The sequence below is a fragment of the Neochlamydia sp. TUME1 genome, assembly GCF_000813645.1.
Classification (GTDB): Bacteria; Chlamydiota; Chlamydiia; order Chlamydiales; family Parachlamydiaceae; genus Neochlamydia.
Window position 1 is genome coordinate 1 of the sequence record NZ_JRXI01000030.1, and the last position, 21771, is coordinate 21771.

At 36.3% G+C, this 21771-nt stretch carries 13 protein-coding genes and 1 pseudogene; 5 read left to right on the plus strand and 9 right to left on the minus strand.

All coding sequences use genetic code 11. The annotated features are described in order from the left end of the window. The first annotated feature begins 304 nt into the window (after nucleotides 1-304). Together DB41_RS01290 and DB41_RS01295 are read left to right on the plus strand one after the other, a co-directional pair. A complete protein-coding gene (locus DB41_RS01290; protein WP_155117529.1) occupies nucleotides 305-1090 on the plus strand; it encodes a leucine-rich repeat domain-containing protein in 786 nt (261 codons plus the stop codon). Nucleotides 1091-1940: 850 nt separating this feature from the next. Beyond that, nucleotides 1941-3257: a cryptochrome/photolyase family protein gene (locus tag DB41_RS01295; RefSeq protein WP_052243775.1), complete on the plus strand. Its 1317-nt coding sequence runs from the start codon at nucleotides 1941-1943 to the stop codon at nucleotides 3255-3257. A 374-nt stretch (nucleotides 3258-3631) separates the two neighbouring features. Here DB41_RS01295 and DB41_RS12785 read toward each other — a convergent pair. Further along, a pseudogene (locus DB41_RS12785) lies at nucleotides 3632-4033 on the minus strand (DUF2177 family protein). Between the two features lie 84 nt (nucleotides 4034-4117). Beyond that, nucleotides 4118-5377, minus strand: a complete 1260-nt coding sequence (locus tag DB41_RS01300; RefSeq protein WP_052243776.1) for a PP2C family serine/threonine-protein phosphatase — start codon at nucleotides 5375-5377, stop codon at nucleotides 4118-4120. Between the two features lie 509 nt (nucleotides 5378-5886). Here DB41_RS01300 and DB41_RS11555 point away from each other — a divergent pair. Then, nucleotides 5887-6045 carry a hypothetical protein gene (locus tag DB41_RS11555; RefSeq protein ID WP_238578394.1) on the plus strand — a complete coding sequence of 53 codons (159 nt, stop codon included), beginning with the start codon at nucleotides 5887-5889 and terminating at the stop codon, nucleotides 6043-6045. Between the two features lie 264 nt (nucleotides 6046-6309). Here the strand turns inward: DB41_RS11555 and DB41_RS12625 are convergent, their stop codons facing one another. The 4 genes from DB41_RS12625 to DB41_RS01320 all read right to left on the minus strand — a co-directional run bounded on the left by DB41_RS12625 (nucleotide 6310) and on the right by DB41_RS01320 (nucleotide 12882). Then, nucleotides 6310-6798, minus strand: coding sequence for a methylated-DNA--[protein]-cysteine S-methyltransferase (locus DB41_RS12625; protein WP_039383499.1), 489 nt, complete (start codon nucleotides 6796-6798; stop codon nucleotides 6310-6312). Between the two features lie 28 nt (nucleotides 6799-6826). Beyond that, complete coding sequence (locus DB41_RS01310; RefSeq protein WP_039383500.1) at nucleotides 6827-8242, minus strand: DNA-3-methyladenine glycosylase 2 family protein; 1416 nt, start codon at nucleotides 8240-8242, stop codon at nucleotides 6827-6829. A gap of 531 nt (nucleotides 8243-8773) precedes the next feature. Then, complete coding sequence (locus tag DB41_RS01315; RefSeq protein WP_162180895.1) at nucleotides 8774-9871, minus strand: DHH family phosphoesterase; 1098 nt, start codon at nucleotides 9869-9871, stop codon at nucleotides 8774-8776. Between the two features lie 839 nt (nucleotides 9872-10710). After that, on the minus strand, nucleotides 10711-12882 hold the full coding sequence (locus DB41_RS01320) for a copper-translocating P-type ATPase (protein WP_052243777.1): 2172 nt from the start codon (nucleotides 12880-12882) through the stop codon (nucleotides 10711-10713). A 915-nt stretch (nucleotides 12883-13797) separates the two neighbouring features. Here DB41_RS01320 and map point away from each other — a divergent pair. Both map and DB41_RS01335 read left to right on the plus strand, forming a co-directional pair. Then, nucleotides 13798-14691, plus strand: a complete 894-nt coding sequence (gene map, locus DB41_RS01330) for a type II methionyl aminopeptidase (protein ID WP_039383505.1) — start codon at nucleotides 13798-13800, stop codon at nucleotides 14689-14691. A 410-nt stretch (nucleotides 14692-15101) separates the two neighbouring features. Further along, nucleotides 15102-16046: a YheT family hydrolase gene (locus tag DB41_RS01335; RefSeq protein WP_039383507.1), complete on the plus strand. Its 945-nt coding sequence runs from the start codon at nucleotides 15102-15104 to the stop codon at nucleotides 16044-16046. A 379-nt stretch (nucleotides 16047-16425) separates the two neighbouring features. Here the strand turns inward: DB41_RS01335 and DB41_RS01340 are convergent, their stop codons facing one another. The 3 genes from DB41_RS01340 to DB41_RS10495 all read right to left on the minus strand — a co-directional run bounded on the left by DB41_RS01340 (nucleotide 16426) and on the right by DB41_RS10495 (nucleotide 21726). After that, nucleotides 16426-16983 (minus strand): peptidylprolyl isomerase, encoded by a 558-nt coding sequence (locus DB41_RS01340; protein WP_155117531.1) that lies wholly within the window; start codon nucleotides 16981-16983, stop codon nucleotides 16426-16428. Nucleotides 16984-17146: 163 nt separating this feature from the next. Continuing rightward, the gene (locus DB41_RS01345; RefSeq protein ID WP_039383508.1) at nucleotides 17147-20128 is read right to left on the minus strand and encodes a hypothetical protein; all 2982 of its coding nucleotides are present in this window, start codon (nucleotides 20126-20128) and stop codon (nucleotides 17147-17149) included. A 1058-nt stretch (nucleotides 20129-21186) separates the two neighbouring features. Further along, nucleotides 21187-21726 (minus strand): leucine-rich repeat domain-containing protein, encoded by a 540-nt coding sequence (locus tag DB41_RS10495; protein ID WP_052243778.1) that lies wholly within the window; start codon nucleotides 21724-21726, stop codon nucleotides 21187-21189. Nucleotides 21727-21771: the final 45 nt, after the last annotated feature.

A 21771-nucleotide genomic window follows, 5' to 3' on the forward strand; every position in this document is an offset into this window, starting at 1 on the left:
TTTAAAGCTTTTTTTCTTAAATCGTGTGAATATACCATGCCAATTGATTATACATACATCCTTAGAAAAATAAAATTCAAATAACTATATTAACCGCCTATGGCTTTGGGGCCGCCTACCGGGAGGAAAGGAGTACTTAAACCAAGCAAAAATTAAAGCTTTACCTTTAAAGATAAAAGGAGAGCTGCTAGCACAATGGATTAAAGAGCATGATAAAAGAATTACCGACCTTGATTTAAATATAAAATTAAAATGTTTAACTTTAATTCGGCCGCGAGTAGATTCATATTTTGAGGCTACAATTTTGCCGCCTGAAATCGGGCAACTTTCTCAGGTGAAAAGGCTTTCTATGAAATACAGATGGCTAACTGTACTTCCTGCCGAAATTGGGAAACTCTCTAAGCTGAAACAACTTGACTTAGGAGGCAACCTACTTGCCTCTCTTCCTGCTGAAATTGGGCAGCTCACTAGGCTGAAACAGCTTGACTTAAGCCGCAACCATCTTGCTTTTCTTCCTGCAAAGATAGGGCAGCTTTCTCAGCTGCCATCGCTTGACTTAAGTGACAACCAGCTAGCCGCACTTCCTGCTGAAATTGGGCAGCTTTCCCAGCTAACAAGGCTTTGGTTAAGCGACAACCAGCTCACCGCGCTTCCTGCGGAAATTGGACAGCTTCATTTTTTAAAAGAGCTTTACTTAGTCAATAACCAGCTAGCTACCCTGCCTCCCGAGTTTGGACAGCTTGATGAGCTGCGGCTACTTTACTTGAATAATAATCGGCTAACCTCTCTGCCTCTAACGATTGGACAGCTTTATTCCTTGCAAGAGCTTTACTTAGATAACAACCGGCTAGCGAATATCCCAGGAACCATCGGGCAGCTTCTTGATCTTGATAAACTTCACTTAAGCAACAACCGGCTAACTTCTGTGCCTAATGGCCTCGGACGACTTCCTTCCTTGCGAGAGCTTTACTTAGACAACAACAAGTTAACTGCTATTCCTGAATCACTCCGACCGCTTCCTGGTCATTTTGAAGTTGTTGTAAGGGGCAACCCTTTTCTAGAAAATGTTTATAAAAGTAAAATTGTTTGACGTTAAATTAGTAGATTAAAGATATTGCTAGATCAAGAGGTAAGGCGCTCTAAAGCATTTTTTTTTGCAACTTAAGTAACTTAGGTTTTGAAGCAGCATTTAACAAAACAACATTTAGCTCTCTTTAATTCAAAAAAATTCGTTTTCTTTAGCCTCTTTTAGCAAAAACTGAGCGGAGAAGTAAATCTTTTTTAAACATGTAGAGGCCCTTGTTTATTCAAGTTTTTATCTATTTTTTGATAGCCGAAAAAATAATTTGGTTAACAAGTCAAAAGTTTTTAAATAAAAAATTTACATCGTTACCTTTTTAAGGATGGCTACCATAGAGGCTTATATGCGAATTAAGTTACAAATTTCTTAACATAATTTTTTCTTATTTAGTTTAAATTATTTCTTAAGCTTATTCATTCACTCTATCGATTCTAGCCATCCATAAAAGCCAAACATTTAACTCACTTTCGATGCTAATAATTTATTTGCCCCTGCTATCTATTGTAGTCGCTTCTGCTCCAGCTATTCCAGCTAAAAGTTCAAAAATAGAAGATGACTGAATTAAAGCAAGTGGTATAGGCTTTTATAAATAATCATTAGCTTTTGTTTAGCATAAGAATTTTTAAGCAACCTTTTTTATATAATTCTTGTTTAAAAAGGGATCTATTTGAGATGGTTAGAGGAAAGTTAGAGAGAGGATTCATTAAAAAATGAAAGAGATTACCCTAATTTTTCCCCATCAGCTTTTTGAAAAACATCCTGCCTTAGATAAAACTCGCCCTGTTTGCTTAGCTGAAGAATTTCTTTTTTTAAGGTACAAAAATTTCACAAGCAGAAACTTGTGTTTTTGCGAGCAGCTATGAAAGCCTATGCCGAGTGGTTAGAAAAGCAAGGATATTCTGTTTTCTATATTGACTCCACCTCTTTAAATAAGCGGGGAGACCTTTTTGAAATTTTAGCCCAGAAAGAATATGACCAAGTTCATTTAGCGAATTTAACGGATGATTGGCTTTCCCAAGATCTTACTGAAGCTGCTAGAAAAAATCATTGGAACCTCTGCTTTTATGAGTCTCCAATGTTTTTGTGTACTGAAAAAGAGCTTCAGCTTTTTTTTAAAGAAAAAACCCATTATTCAATGGTTCCTTTTTACATTTATCAACGCAAGAAACTTAATATTTTGATGGAAGGAGACTCTCCTGTAGGGGGTAAATATAGTTTTGACAAAGAAAACAGAGAACGTTTACCTAAAGGAATTGCTATTCCTCCACTTATTGTGCCTAAACAAAATCGCTGGGTTAAAGAAGCAGTTGAGTATGTAGAAAAAGAATTCCCTAACGCCTATGGTAAGTCTACACCCTTTTCCTATGCCGTCACTTTCAACGAGGCTAAAGAAGTTCTTTCTGATTTTGTTGCGCATAGACTTCAGCTATTTGGTACCTATGAAGACGCCATACATGCCACAGAGGCAGTGATTTTTCATAGTGGCCTGTCACCTTTATTAAATATTGGATTGATAACTCCTCAAGAAGTAGTTGAAAAAACTCTTTCTGCTCATACAAACCTTAATATTCCTTTAAATTCCTTGGAAGGCTTTCTTCGGCAGATTATAGGCTGGCGCGAGTTTATTAGAGCTTGCTATCTCTTAAAAGGAAGAAAAGAAAGGTGTTCTAATTTTTTTAAGCATACTGCTCCTTTACCTAAAGGATTTTGGGATGGAACTACAGGAATTTTACCTATTGATAATGTAATTAAGCGCTTATTGCAGACAGGTTATTGCCATCATATCGAACGCCTCATGATTTTAGGGAATTTTCTGCTTTTAGTAGAAACAGATCCAAACGCTGTTTATGAATGGTTTATGGGTTATTTTGTTGATGCTTATGACTGGGTGATGGTACCTAATGTTTACGGAATGAGCCAATATGCTGATAAAGGATTGATGAGCACAAAACCTTACATATCAGGAGCTAACTATCTGCTTAAAATGAGTGCTTACAACAAAGAAGAGTGGGTAGATAAATGGGATGGCCTTTTTTGGCGCTTTCTTGCAAAACATCAAGCTTTCTTCGAAAGAAATCCTAGAACAAAGATGCTTCTTAAATTGCTACAAAAAAATGCTAATACTATTCATCCAAAAATAGCCTTAGCAGAAACATGGCTGATGCAACAGCGTTAACTTCTATATTGAAGAGTATGAGAATCAAGATAAATAATTTATAATCTTGACTAGATAAGTAATAGGAACAAAGAAATTTAATTTAGCTACGACCTTAAGAGCTGATGCAGCTTTTGCTTTGACAGCCTGTTCTCAAAGTCTCTATGATTTTCCTAAACTATCTTATAGGCTTTTAAGCTGCTCCGTATGTAATCCTATATTTTATAACATTCCTTTCCTTAAGTAGAGAGACAGCTCTTAGAGGGTTGAGTATGCAAACTTTGCTTTTCTTAAATTATTATTAATCTCTAGAAATAAAATTTATCTTTAAAATTAATGTAAGCTTTAAGGAACTCATGCCTAGCTCTAAAGTAGCCAAGCTATGTAAGCCCTTCTTAGCTGAATCGGCTGACAAAATATAATGTAAGCCTGCTTATGGTTCCTATTAGAAAAGATCCCCAACCCACATCTACCAGAGTTGCTATTAAAAGCCAATCTTTTAAAGTGGCTTGATTAGTAAGATCGTAGGTGGCCCAGGTAGCAAACCCAAATAGCATTCCTGTTAAGAAGGTGTTTAAATAGCTAGTTTTTTGGTGTAATGAGGGTATAAACCAAGAGAGATAAACATGCGGCATAGATCAAATAAAAAAAGTGGCGGGTATTATTTTAGGCGAATCATTCATAAGATGACCGATATTGGAGCGATAAAAGCCCTTCATCATCCAACCTAGCCATACAGCATCTATTGCTAGCATGAAAAATAGGCTGGAAAGAACCGATATAAGTCCAGGGTGCATGACCCTCCTAAAATTTTTTGTAAATGCTTGATTTATTCAATTAATAATCCTTTAACATCTTTGGCGTGCTATGTCTATTTTTATTTAATGTATTTTCACCACTACCACGGTGACATTATCTGCAGAATTTTTCTCCAGCGCATAATCCACCAATCGTTGAGCTAAATTTTTTGGGGAATTATTCCAGGAGGTTTTTTCCTCCTCTATTTCTTCTTCTTCTGTGTTTTCTAAGTCAACCAAAGGCTCTTCTTCTTTTTCTTGAGGCTCTGAGATAACATGTGCGATTATCTCATTTTCTAAAACATAATCTTTTAATCCATCACAAGCGATGATAAGAATGTCTCCTTTTCTTAATCGATTGATGGTAATTTTAGGTTTGTGAATAACTGCCGGTTTATCAGGCTTTCCGCTAGCATATTTATCACCGATAGCACGACTTACATTAAGGCCAATACGCGAATTAGGATACCTTAACGTTTTAGGATTTTTTGCAAGAGGCCATGTTTCTGCTAGCGTCGGATCTTCGAGGGCTATAGCTGCTCTTGCTGCTTCTTTTGCGTGCGTCCAATTGCGCACACAAGATAGAGCGATTGACTCTTTGTTCCTATAGATATTAGCTTCAGTATCACCTAATGTAGCTGTATAAATGAGATGGGTGTTTTTATCTATAAAGCTTATAGCTAATGTAGTGCCTATCATATCATAATAAGTATGCTGGATGATATTTTGGTGAATTTCATCAATTAATTGTTCGAAAGTTAGATGTACATTTCCTTTATTCAAAGCTAATGTTTCGGAAAAAATTTTTTCAAATTCTTCTTTAGCCTGTTCTGCGACTTGTTGGCCCCCATGTCCATCAAAAACCCCTACTAAAGCCCCTTGCAAGATCTCCTGAAAAAGGTGAACGTCTTCCATACGCGGCCTTCTACCTTGAGCTTCGGCTGACACATATTCTAAGCTTAGAGCAGGAGCTGTAGGCAGATTATCCTCTAAAATAGGAAGACAACTTTGATAACTAGCATACGCAAGAAAATCCTCTTCTTTATGCTCTTCTATAGCTTTTCGAGAGTTTCTTAACATTTTCTGCATAGCAGTATCTATCTTTAAGTTACGAGGCTTCCAAATTGCATATTTTTTTCTCTTTAAATTTTGTTTGCCTAGCTCTTTTTCCTTAACTTCCAGTGCTCGTTTTATCACCTTTTTTTCTTTTTGAAATGATTGAGCTTGTAATAAGGATTCTTTAGAATCATTTGCAGAGGTGGAAATTATAGGGTCAGAGAGATTCATCGCCATTTCAAAAAAAAAGCCTTCAGGCTTAGCTTGTCCATCCGTTCCTTTCATCATAAACAAATCCTACTTTAAAATAATCTTCTAGTACTTCTTCTGTCGCTCAACTTGATAAAATTTATCAAAAGCTTATATAAGTTTTTTGCTTTAAATTCTTCTAAAATCTAACAGTTATTTACTTTAGCTTGTTTTTATCTTTGTGCCTAGTAATAAAAATATTTAGCATTCATTTTTCTCATTTTCTGATTAACGGGGTAAGTATTAAATAAAGTGATTAATCATATTGTAAAGGAGAGGCTAGGTTCAAACACAGGGAAATGGAAAAGTAAAATTTGCTTCTCCTTTATCAATAGCTAGGAGGAGGCTTCACTGCATGTTACTTGGGGAGCGATAAGAAAAAGAGATTTATTACCAGCTATCAATGAGCGTAAAAGCTGCTTATAAAGCCAGTGCTTATAGATAAGCTTTTTACCGATCATCTTAAAGGCGAGGCCTAAATCCTTTAATGCCTCCAAGAAGAGGAGAAAGACTTAAAGCCAAGAGACGGACACTCGGTGACTAAAGAGATGAACGATCCATTAAAAGTCATTAAAGATTTTGGAAGAGACGAGGAAGCTAGGCAGCTTTGGAAGAGGCTCTGCAGCTATTATGGAAGATCGCTTGCTGCCACGGCAATGTCTTGCTTTAAAGAAGCTTTGAAAGGAATTCTTCCTCTAGGAAAGTAGCTTACCAGTGAGCAGGGTTATATGCTAAATCGTTGCCTGTAAATTAAGATCACAATAGTTGGAAGGTCTCCAAAGCATGGGTACTAGCTGATGTGATAAGCTCTAGGATAGGTTGCGCCTTATCAGATGAGCTACTCGCTCATTTGCGCTTTAGCGCTGGTTGAATCTTAGGAAATAAATCTCCTTAACTTTTATTTTAATTATTTTTTGAGTGCAAAGATTAAAAAAAGAAGAGGGTTAGAGTCTACTTCTTTTTTAATTTTTTTAAAAAATAGGAAAATCTTCAATCTTTAAAAGCGTTCTTTTAGCTTCTAATCCCCCAGCAAATCCTGTTAGTTTCCCATTCGTCCCAATGACCCGATGGCAAGGAATAACAATTGATAGTGGATTCCTTCCTATGGCTGCTCCTAAGGCACGTACTGCGCGAGGATGATTTATTTCTTTTGCAAGTTGTCCATAACTGAGAGTAGTGCCATAAGGAATATGCTTTAAGGCCTCCCAGACTTTGCTTTGGAAGGGTGTTCCGTGGTGTTCTAAAGGAAGCTCAAAGAATTTTCGCTTTTTATTGAAATATTCTAAAAGTTGCTTTTCAGCTTCTACAAGAAGAGGATGAGAGATATCTTCGATTAGTTCATTAAGCTTAACACGGTTGAGCTTTTCATGCTCCCATAAGATAGCTATAAGAACATGGTTTTGAGCTACCAGCTTTAATTTTCCTACAATTGAATCCATGTATTTATAAAAAATTTTCATCTAATAAAGCTCCTTTTTAAGATAAATGTTAAAAATATTTTTTCCATAGATAAACGGCAGCATATCCTCGCCAGGGTCGGATACAGCTTAAGTCCAACGAAGGATTTAACCTTAACGCTCTTTTCAAAATTAAATCGGTAGCTGGGAAAGCATCAGTGTCTGCTAAAGCTCGTAGGCTAATGTATTCTGCTGTCCAGGGCCCAATACCTTGAATGCCAAGAAGGGATTTTTTAAATTCCTCAGGCGCTTGAGCTGGTGAAAGACTAATTTCTTGTTGAAGAATTTTCTGGCTTAGCATTCGAATGGCAGCTTTGCGTATTTGCGTTGTTTTAATCTCATGCAGAGAAGCTTTTGCTAAAATTTCGGGAAGGGGAAATAAATATCTTTCTTCTTGCGTTACGGGATGAAAAATTTTTTCTCCATAATATAAAACCAAATGGCCAATTAGTTGGGAGGCATATTTCATGGTAATGCCTTGCCCTAAAATTGCGCAGATGGCTGTTTCATAAGGATCCCAACCATTAGCCAGCCTTAAGCCAGGCCATTGTTTCCATAGCAAAGATAAAGGCAAATGAGAAGCAAATTGATTGGCTATTAAAAGAGGATCGGAATCAAGGTCGAACATCTTACGGACACGATTGGCTACCTCAAATAAAACTTTTGTATCATGGCAAGCAATCCGCAGCTTGAGATAAGGATAGCGGCTATCTGCTTCCACTGATAAAGTTCCTATTGAATCTCCAATCTTAAAAACTCGCTCGTAGCTGTTTTCAGAAATGCTTTCTATATAAGGAATAAAATGGTTTTTAAAATGATTAATTAAATGCGGCCAGTCTAAAGGAGGATGATAAGTTAACTTTAAAATAATATTTTCGTGAGAGGAGTGAGAAAGATTTTTCTTTCGCATTGAAGAGGGAGGTTGCTTATAACATTTTTTAAAAGCATCATTAAAACGCCTTAAAGAGGAAAATCCAGCCTCTAACGCTATACGAGTTATAGAAAGCTTAGTCTCTGCAAGAAGCTTTAAAGCAAAATTTAAACGGTTATTATCCCAAATTTTTTGAGGAGTTAAGCCGACCTCTTCTCGAAATAACCGACGTAAATGCCTAGCGCTTAAGCCAAACTGTTCAGCAAAATAATCTTCTCCTTTATCTCCCATCCCCTGGTTTGTAAGTACTCTAAGGACACGCGACACTACTGCCGATTTGCCTGAATAGGCGGAGGAAGGGGTCGAAGATGGAGGATGGCATCGTAAGCAGGGTCTATAGCCTGCCTTCTCAGCAGATAAAGCCTCAAGAAAAAATTCCACATTTTGACGTTTTGGCCTAGCTGGACAGATAGGACGGCAATAAATTTTAGTGGTTTTTACTCCTACATAAAATTTGCCATCAAAGCGAGAATCTCGGGATAGAAAAGCTTTATAAAAAATATCTTCTTCATTCATAACCATGGCCTATTTTTCTCTAATATAGAAAGAGTTTAATTAGAATGCTCGCCATTTTCGGCCGGGATCCTAAAATATCAATAAATTACCTACAGAGTAAAGTTGTATGTTTAACATTAAGAGAAGGGTAACGATTAAAAGATTCTAAAGAGAAAATTAGACGGAGGGGAAAGTCTAGGAAGCATTATTGGAACAATGATCAAGTGAGAGATTCATCTAAAAATACGCTTGCTTAAGCCATTCCTTGCCTCTCCATTGTTTACAAAAAAGTTTCATTACTACTATGCAAAGCTTTTTTAGCTTGTCCCAAGCTTGCTCTTTAGCTCTTAAACGAAGCGAATGCTAGCTAGGCGCTTTAAGGTTCAGGTTAAAAGATTATGGGGAGACCTGGCGTTTGAGCCCAGCAATAGGTTTTTAGAGGGTGAATAAGGGGCTTATATTTGAATTTTTTTATAAATTTTATGGCATTTGGCTTGTTGCCAAAGAGGTTAAATAGGTAAAAAGCGTTGTCTTTTAAAGAATTTTTTTACTTTACCAGGATAGATTAGCTAAATTTTTCAAAAAATGAAAATAAGGTTGTAAATGCTTTCTAGCTATAAAACTTTCTATTTCATAATATGCCAAGCATTGATGCCTTAAAGAGCTTGGCATGAGTAGCTTCTTTAGTATCACGTCTTTTTCTACATAAAATTTAAAAGATTCTAAAATTAAGGGGGAAGGGGTATAGACGATTATTCTACGCTTCGGGCCTATGGGATTTATGGGAGACATAAATAGGATCAGTAGCGATAGTTTTTTTTCCTGAACATATGTATTTAGCAAAGGAAGCAAGCTTTGCCTCTCTTGTTGCCACCAATCGACTCCTTGCGGAAGAGAAGAAATTCCATAGAAAAAATTGCCGGCTAGATAGCTTTTGAAATCCTTATTAAGAAGCTGTAGGGGAGATAGTAGGGAGATATTATTCTTTTCTACCTGGAGGATGTCATAAAAATTAGAAGGAAGGGCGCCAGCAGCCACCTGGAGTAGCTTTTCAGCTATTTTAATATCTCGCCAGGTAGTCTTATCTATAGATTTTAAATTATGGGTATCTACTAATATAGGTGCCAATAGCAAGGTAGCTATTTTAGGCGTAATATTAATGGTAGGATGAGCGAACAGTTTTTCTGCAATTAAAGTGGCTGTAGAACCCACAGGTTCTATTAGCAAGCTGGCAGGCGAGAGAAGGGGATAATTTATTGGCTCAGGAAAATGATGATCGATAATGCTTTCTACTGCCGCAGAAAAAATCTGTTGGTCCATTCTTAAAATATGATGATCGACCAGATTTAAACGTAATTGCCTTCGAGAAAAGAGATAACTGAAAGGAGCCTCTTCTAAAAAAAGAAGATGATTAGTAGAAATTTTTGCTAGCTGAAGCAAATAGAGAAGGTCTTTGCGAGTATTTACCTCCTCCCTTTTGATGTTGATAAGAGGAAGGTAGAGCTCTTGTCTAGAATGATTTTCATATAATAAATAAGCATACATTAGGGAAGAGATAACGGAATCTAAATCAGCGGATTCATTCCCTAATACATAATGGATTACCGTTAAGTTATCTGGTAAGCTAAGGCATTTGAGATATTCATTCACGGAAGTTTTTAAAAATACTGAAAAAGGCATGTTTGGAAGTATTAATAGAAGCAAATAAATCGATCTTAAATCTCCCCCGCATATTAAGCAAGTTTTGTGGGCATTTTTTAGCCAAAAATATTAGCAATCATTCATATGAAAAAAGTAAAAAAGAAATTTTCTAAGTGTTGCGAGCCTAAAAGAGCAAGAGCTATTCATGCAAATAGCCCTAGATTGATGGCTAGCTGGTATAAAATGGATAGCTCGCCTCTTACATAATCATACGTATAAAGCCGATCATTTAGCACGTAGAATCTTTACAATTCTGCTGGATCTTGGATGTTTTAACGCTTCCATGTCATGCATTTATTGCGCTCCCTACAATTGCTTACAATGCTGAGCACGAGAAAAATACTAATCTTTAGAAGTTTAAAATAAGGCTAATTCAGCTCTTAAGCCCTGCTCAACTGTATATCAGCTGCAGAGAAGAGAAAGCGCAAAAAAATGGAGAGGGCTTAATTAAAAAGAGGTACCTTATCCACCAGGAAATTTAATCTTATAGTAGCAGTTTAGGGATTCAAAAGATCTAAAAATTTAGCTAGCCATCTAGCTTACGCCTAACATGCTGACTGATAAATGCGCAAGATAAGAGAAGAGATAAATATTTTAATAGACCCGTTTTATTTTAGCCACTTTACAAGGTAGTTGCTTTATAGGCTTTGAATGGTATTAAAACACGAACGGCACAAAGGAGGTAGCCTTGTGCATTGGTTGCTGGCCCAGTTACATTGTCTTAAATAAACGCTTAATCGCTTTTTGCTCAGCAATTTTTTTAAAGGTTGGTTTCTCTTTCTTCAGTATTAACACTTTCTTAGCCTTAATGCATTCCCGATAACTGACACAGAGCTAAACGCCATGATTGCACTGGCAATCATGGGATTTAAAAGCAATCCCATCCAAGGATACAGAATGCCGGCTGCTATAGAAACACCTACAATATTGTAGATAAAAGCAAAAAATAAATTTTGCCGAATATTGCGCATGGTAGCTCGACTTAACTTAATGGCTCGTACGATACCCATTAAGTCATCTTTTACTAAAGTAATTGAGGCACTTTCTTTAGCAATGTCTGTGCCTGTGCCCATAGCGATGCCTACATGGGCTGCAGCCAGGGCGGGTGCATCGTTGATTCCGTCACCAGCCATAGCAACAATATGCCTATTTTGTATGGCGTTCTGTATAAAAATGCTTTTACCTTGAGGAGTGATTTCCGCATAAGTCTCATCCATATGCGTAGCTAAAGCAACTGCTTGGGCTGTCTGCATATTATCTCCAGTCAGCATAATAACTTTCAAACCTAGCGAATGGAGTTCACGAATAGCTTGAGTAGAAGTGGGTTTTAGAGCATCAGCTAACGCAATAAAGCCTATAATATTTCCCTCGACAGCAACAAACAGCACTGTTTGCGCTTGTGCTTGCGCTGCTTGAGAGGCTTTTAGTAATTCTTCCTGGCTGTGCACCTGCATTCTTTGCATTAAATTTTGGGTGCCAATTAATACTTCTCTGTGATCAACTATTCCTGCAACGCCTTCACTAGTCATAGATTTAAATTTTACGCTCGGTAAAAGATTTAAAGATCGTCGTTGAGCTTCATTCACAATGGCTTGAGCTAGGGGATGCTCACTATTTTTTTCTACAGAAGCTGCGTATGTCAAAAGTTCATTTTCTTGCCAGCCATGCATGGCGGTGATTTGCAAGATACTAGGTTTTCCTTGGGTAACAGTACCGGTTTTATCTACCATTAAAGTGTCAACTTTTTCTAAAAGTTGTAAGGCTTCTGCATTTTTTATGAGAATGCCTGTTTGGGCGCCTCTGCCTATTCCCATCATAATTGACATAGGAGTAGCTAATCCTAAGGCACAGGGACATGCAATGATTAATACTGCCAGCGCATTAATGAAGGCAAAAACAAAGCTTGGCTCAGGTCCTTTCCATACCCATATCATAAATGTTAGAATGGCTACTCCTATCACCGCGGGGACAAAATATTTGGCAATTAAATCGGCAAGTTTTTGAATAGGAGCTTTGCTTCTTTGAGCTTGGGATACCATTTGGATGATATGTGCCAGCAGAGTGTGATTGCCCACACGTGTGGCTTGCATAAGAAAGCTACCCGCTTGATTTACAGTACCGCCTGTGATCTGATCCTTAGCTTCTTTTTCAACAGCAAGGGATTCACCAGTTAGCATTGACTCATCGATAAAACTTGTCCCTTCGATAATAAAGCCATCCACAGGAATTCTCTCACCGGGCTTTACTTTTAAAATGTCGCCTTCTTTTAGTTGATCTAAAGGTGTTTCTTGTTCTTGGCCATTTTTCATTACATGGGCGCTTTTAGCTGTTTGATTTATTAAAGAGCGCATCGCGTGGTTGGTGTGTACTTTAGCTTTAAGTTCTAACAGTTGCCCAAGGAGAACAAGTACAGTGATAACTGCTGCAGCTTCAAAATAAACAAACAACTGCCCATTTTCTTTAAAAGCTGCAGGAAAAATGTGAGGAAAGATCACAGCGGTGGTACTATATAAATAGGCGCTTCCTATTCCAAGGGCGATTAAAGAAAACATGTTTAGAGAACGATTGACTATAGATAGCCATGCCTTTTCAAAAAAGGGCCATCCTGCCCAAAGGACAACAGGCGTGGCAAGAATAAGTTGAATCCATTGAGATGTTGTTTTTAAAGATGGAATTAAAGCATCCAAGGTAGGATGCATTTTGCCCATAGCCAAAAAGAAAAGAGGGAGAGTTAGAATAAATGCTAATCTAAACCTCTGCCACGTCTCTACATATTCTGAATCATCTATTTCTAAGGAAGGATGGTTAATCTCTAAAGGCATACCACAAAGGGAGCAATAACCGCGATGATTTTGCTGAATCTCTGGATGCATGGGACAGCTATAACCTCCTCCTGAAAAGGTAGCTTTTGAAGCAACAGGCTCTTTACTTGCATGACAAGGGGGGAGAGAAATATTCATACAGATCCTTGATACTCGGAATTTACCCTTCCAATCACAGAATTTAAAGCTAAGAGTTTTGGGAGCCTTATCATTGCTTAATCCCTTGTAAGGTTTTTTTGTTTAAACCATTGGTTAAAAATTTGTCTATTAAAAAGTTAGGCTTTCTTAGGTTTTTGCTATAAAGTGTAGGAATGTCATTATGATCGCCCTGATTTATTAGGATTAACAAAATCTTTTAAGAAAGCTTAATTTAAGAGGCTTTGCTGCTAAAGCAAACTTACCTTAGCTTATCTTTCAACAGAGTCACTTTATTTTATTAGAGGCTCTTTCCTTTTCTTTTTCTAAAGTTTTTTTTGCCGCTTTCTTATAGAGGTGTTTTATCAGAATTCTTGCAAGATAGATAGAGAGCGAAAAAAATGAAAAGATAGATAAGCCAATATAGATACAGCTGGCCGTGTGGTTATAAAGGAAAATGAATACTTTTCTTAAACTTTGACCTTTTAGGCTCCATCCCAAAAAAGTGATAAAAATAAAATAAAAGCCAAAAAAAATGATTCCTAATCCTAAAGTCATCCATATTTTTTTGTCGAATTCATGGCATAAGCGAGGGATGGGGCTGCCCCATTGCTTAATAATATAGACACCTAAAAGAAAGGTTAAAGATAAAAATCCTAAGAAAAAAAGTAAAAGCAAGAATTGTACAGTGGTGTAATGCATGAATAATAAATTTTTAAAAAGTTTAGGACCTTGTTAAAAGCCTGCTAGTGAAGAATGTGCTTAGCTTATTTAAATGATTGGATTTCTTCTACCTTAAACTTACAAAAGAATTAGCTTATGCAGCTTTAACAAGTTAGCTCTTAAGAGAATAAAGGTTAAAGTAGATTTAATGCGCTAGATTGAATAGAATACTTTCGCAAAATAAGGAAGTGAAGAATGAATGAAAAATATAAGCAAGATTTTATTCAAGCTGGAAGGATGGCTCATCAAGTACGTGCTTTTGGTAAAGCATTAATTAAAGCTGGAGCTTCATATAATGAGGTTATTACTAAAATTAAGGAGAAGATATTTTCATTGGGAGCAATTCCTGCTTTTCCTCCTCAAATAGCTTTAGATAATGTGGCTGCGCATTTTTTACCTCAACCCGATGAAGATATTATTTTTTCCCAAGAAGTGATCAAATTGGATGTAGGAATATGTTATCAGGGCGCTATTGGTGATTGTGCGGTCACAGTAGACCTATCGGGCAAATATCAAGCTCTAATTGATGCTGTTGAAAATGCTTTATTAAGTGCTGAGCAATCTATCCAGGTGGGTCTACCTATTAAAGAAATTGGTAGAATTATTGAAGAAAAAATTTCCTCGTATGGATTTAAGCCTGTAAAAAACCTTGCAGGTCATGGGTTAGGAATTTATAAGGTACATATGGCTCCCTTAATTCCTAACTATTGCGACAATTCTACAGCTATCGTAAAGCCTGGCATGACCTTTGCCATTGAACCTTTTGCTACCGATGGAAAAGGTCTTATTTATGAAGCGGGGAGCCCTACAATCTTTTCTTTTGTGCGTGCCCGGCCTATTCCGTTATCGGTTCCTCGGTCTTTGATTGCAAAAATTAAAAGTTTTAGTGGCCTTCCTTTTTGTATGCATGATCTTATCGAAGCAGAGCTTGAACTTCCTGAAATTAGGCGTCATATGGCAGAGCTACTTAAAGCAGGGGTAATTGTAGGTTATGCTCCCTTAGTAGAAGAAGGGCAAGGCATAGTAGCACAAGCTGAAAATTCTGTATTAGTAGATAAAACGGGAAAAGTTTTTATAACCACACGTTAAGCAAAAACTTAAAGAATCAAAATAGATAATCGCATTAAGTTACTGCGTTTTTGTTAAGATCTTTTAAAAACTGTCGATAAAAAGTACAAGCCGGTGAAAAAGAAGATAGGCGTATCATATTCTTCAGGGTAAAGAGAGGGATGAAAAGAGAAAAGTCTCTTCTTATAAAGCCAGTAGAGGCTTAGCTTATTTACCACGCATGAAGTAAGAAACTTTAAGGGGCTAGCACATTTAGCTAAGCTCTCTTCTATCCATTATAAAGGCTAACGATCAAATTGCCTGCAGCTCATGATTAAGAAAATAATGGCACTCAGGGGTCTCAAAACCAAAGCTTGAAAAATTAACTTTAAAAGTTGCAGGGATCAGGCCTTTTTTGTGATAATTAGAGGCAAACCTTATAAAGGCATCCCTTGCTCAACAAATTAAATTTTCAGCCTCTTTTTGGATTGAGCTCTCCTCATGTCCAAACCACTTTACCGACCTTTCTAGTCAATGGTAAAGCACCGCCTTCCTATGAAATTCTAGTTTCATTAGAGGATGGTGATCAATTGTCCTGCTATCTTTCTAACCCTTATCCAGGAAAACCTCCTACCAAAATTGTAGTGATGGTTCATGGCCTGGGAGGAAGCCATCAATCAGGCTATCTTTTGCGGTTATCGCGAAAGATCTATCAAGCCGGCCACTGTGCGGTGCGTGTTAATCTTCGGAGTGGGGGAGTAAGTAAAGCCAAACGTCCTTATCATGGAGGCACAAGCCAAGATATCTTAAGTGTTTTGAAATGGCTTAAAATTCATTTTCCTACCTCTTCGCTTGTCTTAGTAGGCTTTTCTCTTGGTGGAAATATAGTTCTTAAATTAGCAGGTGAGCTAGGAGAAGAGGCGGTTCAATACATGGATCATCTCATAGCGGTATGCCCTCCTGTAGATTTACATCATGCTGTTCAATATATCGAAAAAGAAGCCTACTGGATTTACCATAAGTACTATTTAGCTCGTGTGTTAAAGCAGAGCCAAAAATGGCTAAAAGATCTTTCTATTCAATCGATGTATGAGTTTGATGATAAAGTGACCGCCCCTTTATGGGGATTTAAGGACGCTATCGATTATTATCAACACTGTAGCTCGATTAAATTTATTCATTCTATTGCGATCTCTACTCATATTTTATTTGCAGAAGACGATCCATTTATTGATTGCTACAGGATAGACTACAATCATATTCCTTCGAATGTAAATGTGTATATGACTACGTATGGTGGGCACATGGGGTTTCTCGGCTGGGCAGGCAAGGAACATGGTTGCCATTGGATGGATAAAACGCTTATGGATTGGATCTTCTCATCTTCCTCCTATTAGGAAATTGTATGTTTTAAAAAAACTCCGTCGACATATCCATTCCTCTAAAAGCTGTCTTTTTACTTAACACAAGGGATTTTATAAAGTACGGGGCTGCATAAGAAGTAGCTCAAAAAGGTATGACCCTAACTTTATAATTAAATTTGAATTATTTAAGTGTTTACTTAAACTTCCGAAGTTATTTATTAAGTCTATCCCCTCTCTATCCTGTAGAGAAGACAGATTGTAAAAGATCAAAAGACTTAAAAAAGAGTGAAGGGAGAAGCAGACCTTTAAAGATAGAAAAAAGAGGCTATCACGAAGATTAATTCAACAGTTCATAAAGCATACTAACGAGAGGATACAAATAACAATATATCTATATCCTCTCAATCAAATATTACCTTTTAAGGGAAATTTTAATAATTTTTTGCGCTACTAGAGGACGGTTTTGTGCATCAGTCTGTGCTCCCTCTATTTTTTGGACGATCTCATAACCTTTAGTGACTTCCCCAAAAATGGTGTGCTTTTGATCCAACCATGGGGTTTTAGCGGTGGTAATAAAAAATTGACTTCCATTGGTATGAGGACCTCTATTAGCCATGGCTAAGATACCAGGATGATCAAAATGGCGGTCTGGATGAAATTCATCGGCAAAAGGCTTGCCCCAGATGGATTGGCCACCTGTACCGTTACCTTCTGGATCACCTCCTTGAATCATAAAACCCTTAATTACTCGGTGAAAAGAAGTCCCGTTATAATAATTTTCTTTAGCATGAGTTAAAAAGTTTTCCACGGCTTTAGGCGCAAGGTCAGGAAAGAGTGTCACTTCAAAATTGCCTTGAGTAGTTTCAAAGACTACTACTGGATGTTTAGGCTGATAAGATTCCCCATAAATAGCTAGATGAGCAAACAGCTGAAAAAATGCTAAACTTAAAAATAACATCCATTTTTGCATGGTATACCTCTTGTTAATCAAAGGGTTTAGGATAGTAAAAAATTAACATAGGTAGTAAAAACAGTCAACCATTTGCCTATTAAAGAAATCTTAATCTTTGAATAACATACAATTTATATGGCAATGCCTAACAAGTATATAGAGAGAAAATTCAATTTCTAACTCAAACTTTCGATAAAGATGCTAGTTTCTTTAAGAATGCTTGAAACCCTTTAAAACCTTCTTCTACTAATTCGATAGAGTTATCCTCAATACAAGTTCTTATGGTGTCATTATAGCTTATAATATCGTTCTCTTCCTCTTCGCTATCATATTGAGCAGTATCCTCTTCTTCCTCTTCTTCACCATAAGCTGAAATGTTATCTTTTTCAGGCATGCTTATGATTGGCGATTTAGCTAAAGAATCAGTGTGTTTAGGAGAAATTATGCTGCTAAGAAGTTTTTTTGCTTCCTCTGAATTCATCATTAAGGTGATCTCTTCTTGAAGTGCGCAAATAATTTCTACATATTGTTCCAAAAGAATTTGATCTTCTATTCCTATTGTTAATCGCAAAGCAGTTTCACATTCGATACAAGCGGCATGGGGAAATCCAAAACTGCCTCGTACACAAAGAGGTAAATCAACTTGAGTAGTTTTTGAATAAATATAATGTTGCATAATATAGATTAGCACTGGCAAGTGCACTTTATCAATCTCCATTTTTTTCAAGATAGAATCAAAATGAAGACCTATCATGGGAATATTAGGATCTTTTTTTCCTAAGTGGATAAAACTATTTTCTCCTAGTTTTTCTTTAAGGCGTTCATAAACATAATCTGTGTTTTTTTTAATCTTTTTGACATAATTCTCAATTTCTTCGGGGCATCTTGTAAGCATAAGAGAGTGAAAACGCTGAGTTTCTATAGAAAAAACATCTCTATCTTGGTGTATTATTAATTCTTTAGTAAAATGGCTATAATCAGGATGAGCTGAGACTAAAACGACCCCTCCAGTATATTTATCCAGGCCAGCCTGAGTGAATTTTGCTAAACTACTTGTTACGACAAAAATAAGTTTTTTATTCTCCACCCATTCTTTAACAGCCTGATTAATTTCTGCTATTTCTTCATCAAAAAAAAGGCTTGTAGCAGTGTCTAACACAAAAATCAAAGGAGATTTGTTTTCGGAAGAACGATTTGTTAAAGCACTATTAATTAAATTTACTACTTCAATTTTTTTGACTTCATCAAGAGTGATATCATTAGGGTACAAATCAGAATAAATGACGTTTGCTTGGCAGAGCTTATCTGGAGAATCCAAAGCGTCTTGCAAGCGCATAGAAGATGAATTAAAATTTTTTTTAATAAATTTATCAAACCCTCTTTCTTCTTCTCTTAATTCATAGTAACATCCTTCTATAAAAATGGCTTCTTTCTTATCAGAAGACTTAAATGAAGACTTAAATAGGGAAAGGATAGCTTCTGTGATAGCTATAAAACAACGCATGCCTGAAGTATATGCATAACGATCAGTAGTAAACAGTTTCATCTCTTCCAAGGCTTCATAGATATCTAGTTTTATATCCATTAAGACCATCAGATATTCTATTTTCTCAAAAATTAAGCTAAATTCCTGCTGAACTTCTTGAAATTTCTGCTGGGGAGGTAGGGAAAATAAAGCTCCCTCTTTATGTGATAAGCTATAAATTTTTTTCAATTTTTTAAAGATTTTATCTAGGGCTTGAGCATAGCAAGCCAAAAACACAGGATTTTTTTTCCATTTGCTTAACTCATGAAAATGTTCATGCATGAATCTTATCAACTTATTAAGAATAGGAAGGTAACAACTAGAAATTTCTAAAGAGATTGCAACATCTGCTTCTAGCGCTTCATTTATTCTAGCATATTTTTCCTGTATATCCTCCAATCTAGAAGAGTAATTAGAAGGTGAGGAAGGTAAAATAGAGGGAAAAGGAAAGTATTGATTTTTCAAATCAGCTAACGAAAAGCCACTTTTAAGCAAATGATGTTTCATTTGAAGCATTTCAGGAATATATCCTAACGTGTATTGAAAGTTTGCAAATGCTTCAATTATCTTAAATGCTCGTTTACTTACAAAAAGGTCTTGACCCCCCACTTTTATGACGCCTCCTATCATAAATTCCTTTACTAGAGGTTTTTCTTCCATGCTTTCAAATGTTTTATTCACAAGCTCCAAGTAACCGCTAAGAGAAAATTCATAAGGGTTGTGAGAAGCCAGAGAAGATGTTATATCTAAAAAATAATTTTCTTCCTGATCTGTGTCGGGCTCTTCTTCTTTTACTTGTTCGTCCTCATCTAAATAAATAACGTTGCAGCTACGACATAAAGGCTTTATGAAAAAAGGATATTCATCATTTTTTATAACCCTAAATTCATACTCGCTAACTTCTTCTTGAGGAAAGTGTTTTTCTATCTCTGCTAAAAACAGCTGTACGGCCACTCCCCCATCTCCCCGATAGTAAAGTGGGTAGTTATCGTTAATATATTCTATGAGAGGAAGATGATAAGGTGTAATCACACCCTTGTGTTGATCAAAAATGGGAATTTTTGCTCCTTTAGCTAAAAAATGAAGATACCTTACATGGAGGTTATGAATAATTTCATCGAGATGAGCATTTTGACGATCATCATTAAGCTTTTTCGATTTCACTAAGTTATCTGTTTCAATTAATAGTTTGTTTAGCTCTTTCCAACTTTCTCGTGTAAGAGCACGAAGCAGTACTAAAGGAACTTTTTTTAAAGCAGAAGGAATATGCTTTGGGGAATTATCTGATAGAGGAATGATTTGTCTGCTTATCCGCATTGCGTGTTCAGCCAGCCTGCTTTTTAGTTCGTCAAAATAGGACAGATCTAAATTTTTTCTCTGGTTTAATAATAGGGTTGCTATGCTGTGTACCTCAAGCTCTTGCTGGCTTTGCCTTTCCGAAATGGATAGATTAAAAACTTTCCTAAAAATTTTCTGAGATTTTTTATCTTTATTAATTTCTTGTAAGAGAGGGGTTATGATACCTTCTATCATTTCTAAGGAAGTACTCTCTTTTTGTAGCTCCTGGTATAATTTACTTAGCTGTAAAGGAAAGACTTGGGTAACGGCGGCAATCGGCTGAGAAGGATAAAAATGCATGACATCTCGAGTAATTAATTTTTAGTAAAAAAAACAGCAATATACTAACAATTCTTCATTATTTTTGCAAATAAAGCTTTCTTAGTTTAGCCATATATAAATAATTAAATATTTATTTTAAGAGTAATGTCAAAAATGACTATAAAAGTAAGCGGCCTCAAGTGTTATCAGTTATTTTCTGGCAGGTAAAATACTTTCTAGTGTTTATATTCGTTTAATCATCTATTGAATTGGTAGGCAACCTTCATCTGCACAACTATTTGCAGAGAATGCGGAGCTAAAAGCTGAAAATGCACTTAGAAGTTGTGTTGAAGAGGGCAGAAAAGATAATTACCTAGTCCGGATATGATTTAAAGAGTGGTTTGGACTTAGATAGGCTTTTCTAAAAGTGTTTTTTTTCGTAAATTGCTATAACTTTTTTAAGCGTAAATCATTGTAAACCTGAGTTCCGAGTTTCTTAGGTGGTAATCAAGAGACCCGTTTTTTTGGCGAGAAAACCGCACAAAAGCTTAATAGCAAAGGAGCATGCTTTTTCATTATCGCCTAAAAAAGTCGAAACTCAGGTTACTAAAGGCGTACTGCCAAGATAATGTAAAATTTTATGAGCCATCCAAGGTTAAGGAAATGGATTAAAGTTCATGTAAGCTTAAAGGCCATTATTTAAAAGATTTTTGCTAAGGTAATCTATAGTCTATAAGGGATAAGATAGTAAAACGGCCAAACCTTGACTGGATCAATCTGTTAAGCCTATTAGAAAGGTATAGGCAAGGTTGCTTTAAAGATAAAGCCTAAGAAAAGAACATTAGGGTTGAATTATAGCAAACCAGCATAAAAGAAATTTTTTTGTATAAGCGGCAATCTGAAAGCCAAGGAGAGGGGGAATGAAAGAACGGCTTTCAAAATATAGAAAATTAACAGGTGGGGACCAAGAGAGCTGCCTACTAATTTTTAGCAGCCAAATAAAAACGTTTCTACTCTACCTCAAAAAAGCTAAAGATTTCTTAATATAATTTATAGCCCTTAATTATTTTTTCATGCTTAATTAAGGGCTTACTTGGTCAAGTAAATGTCACGGTAGCAGGATAACTTGCGATAATATTTTTGCAACTATAGGGAATTTCTTTAATTTTTGTCCTATAAAGAGAAATACTTCTAAGATTATTCATCTCTTGATTAATAACATAGTCTGGTAGACTTTCGATAGGGTTTCCATTTAAAATTAGGCTGCGGAGCTTGGTAAGTTTTTTAATTTCTTCTCCTTCTGGAAAAGTTTTTAACTTGTTAGAACATAAGTCTAAGATGGTCAAATTTTTAAGTAAAGATAACCCTTCTGGTATAGCTTCCAAATCCTTACCACAAATTTTTAACGCCTTAATCTTTTCTAGATCTTTTAGAGCTTCCTCGGGATTAGAGTAATGAGCCTTTACCAATTTTCTTGCTTCTCGATCTCCGTTTTCGAAAATAAGTTTGCACCATTTTGAAGCTTCATTATTAATAGTAGAGGAAGGTGCTTTTTCCCCTGCTTTTATTATATGTCTCTCGTCACCATGATAGCCATGAGGTCCAGAAAAATGAAGACTGTTAGCTATTATACCCATAAAGTGCTCCTTTTATAGGAAGTTTTTTATTTCACGATATCATTT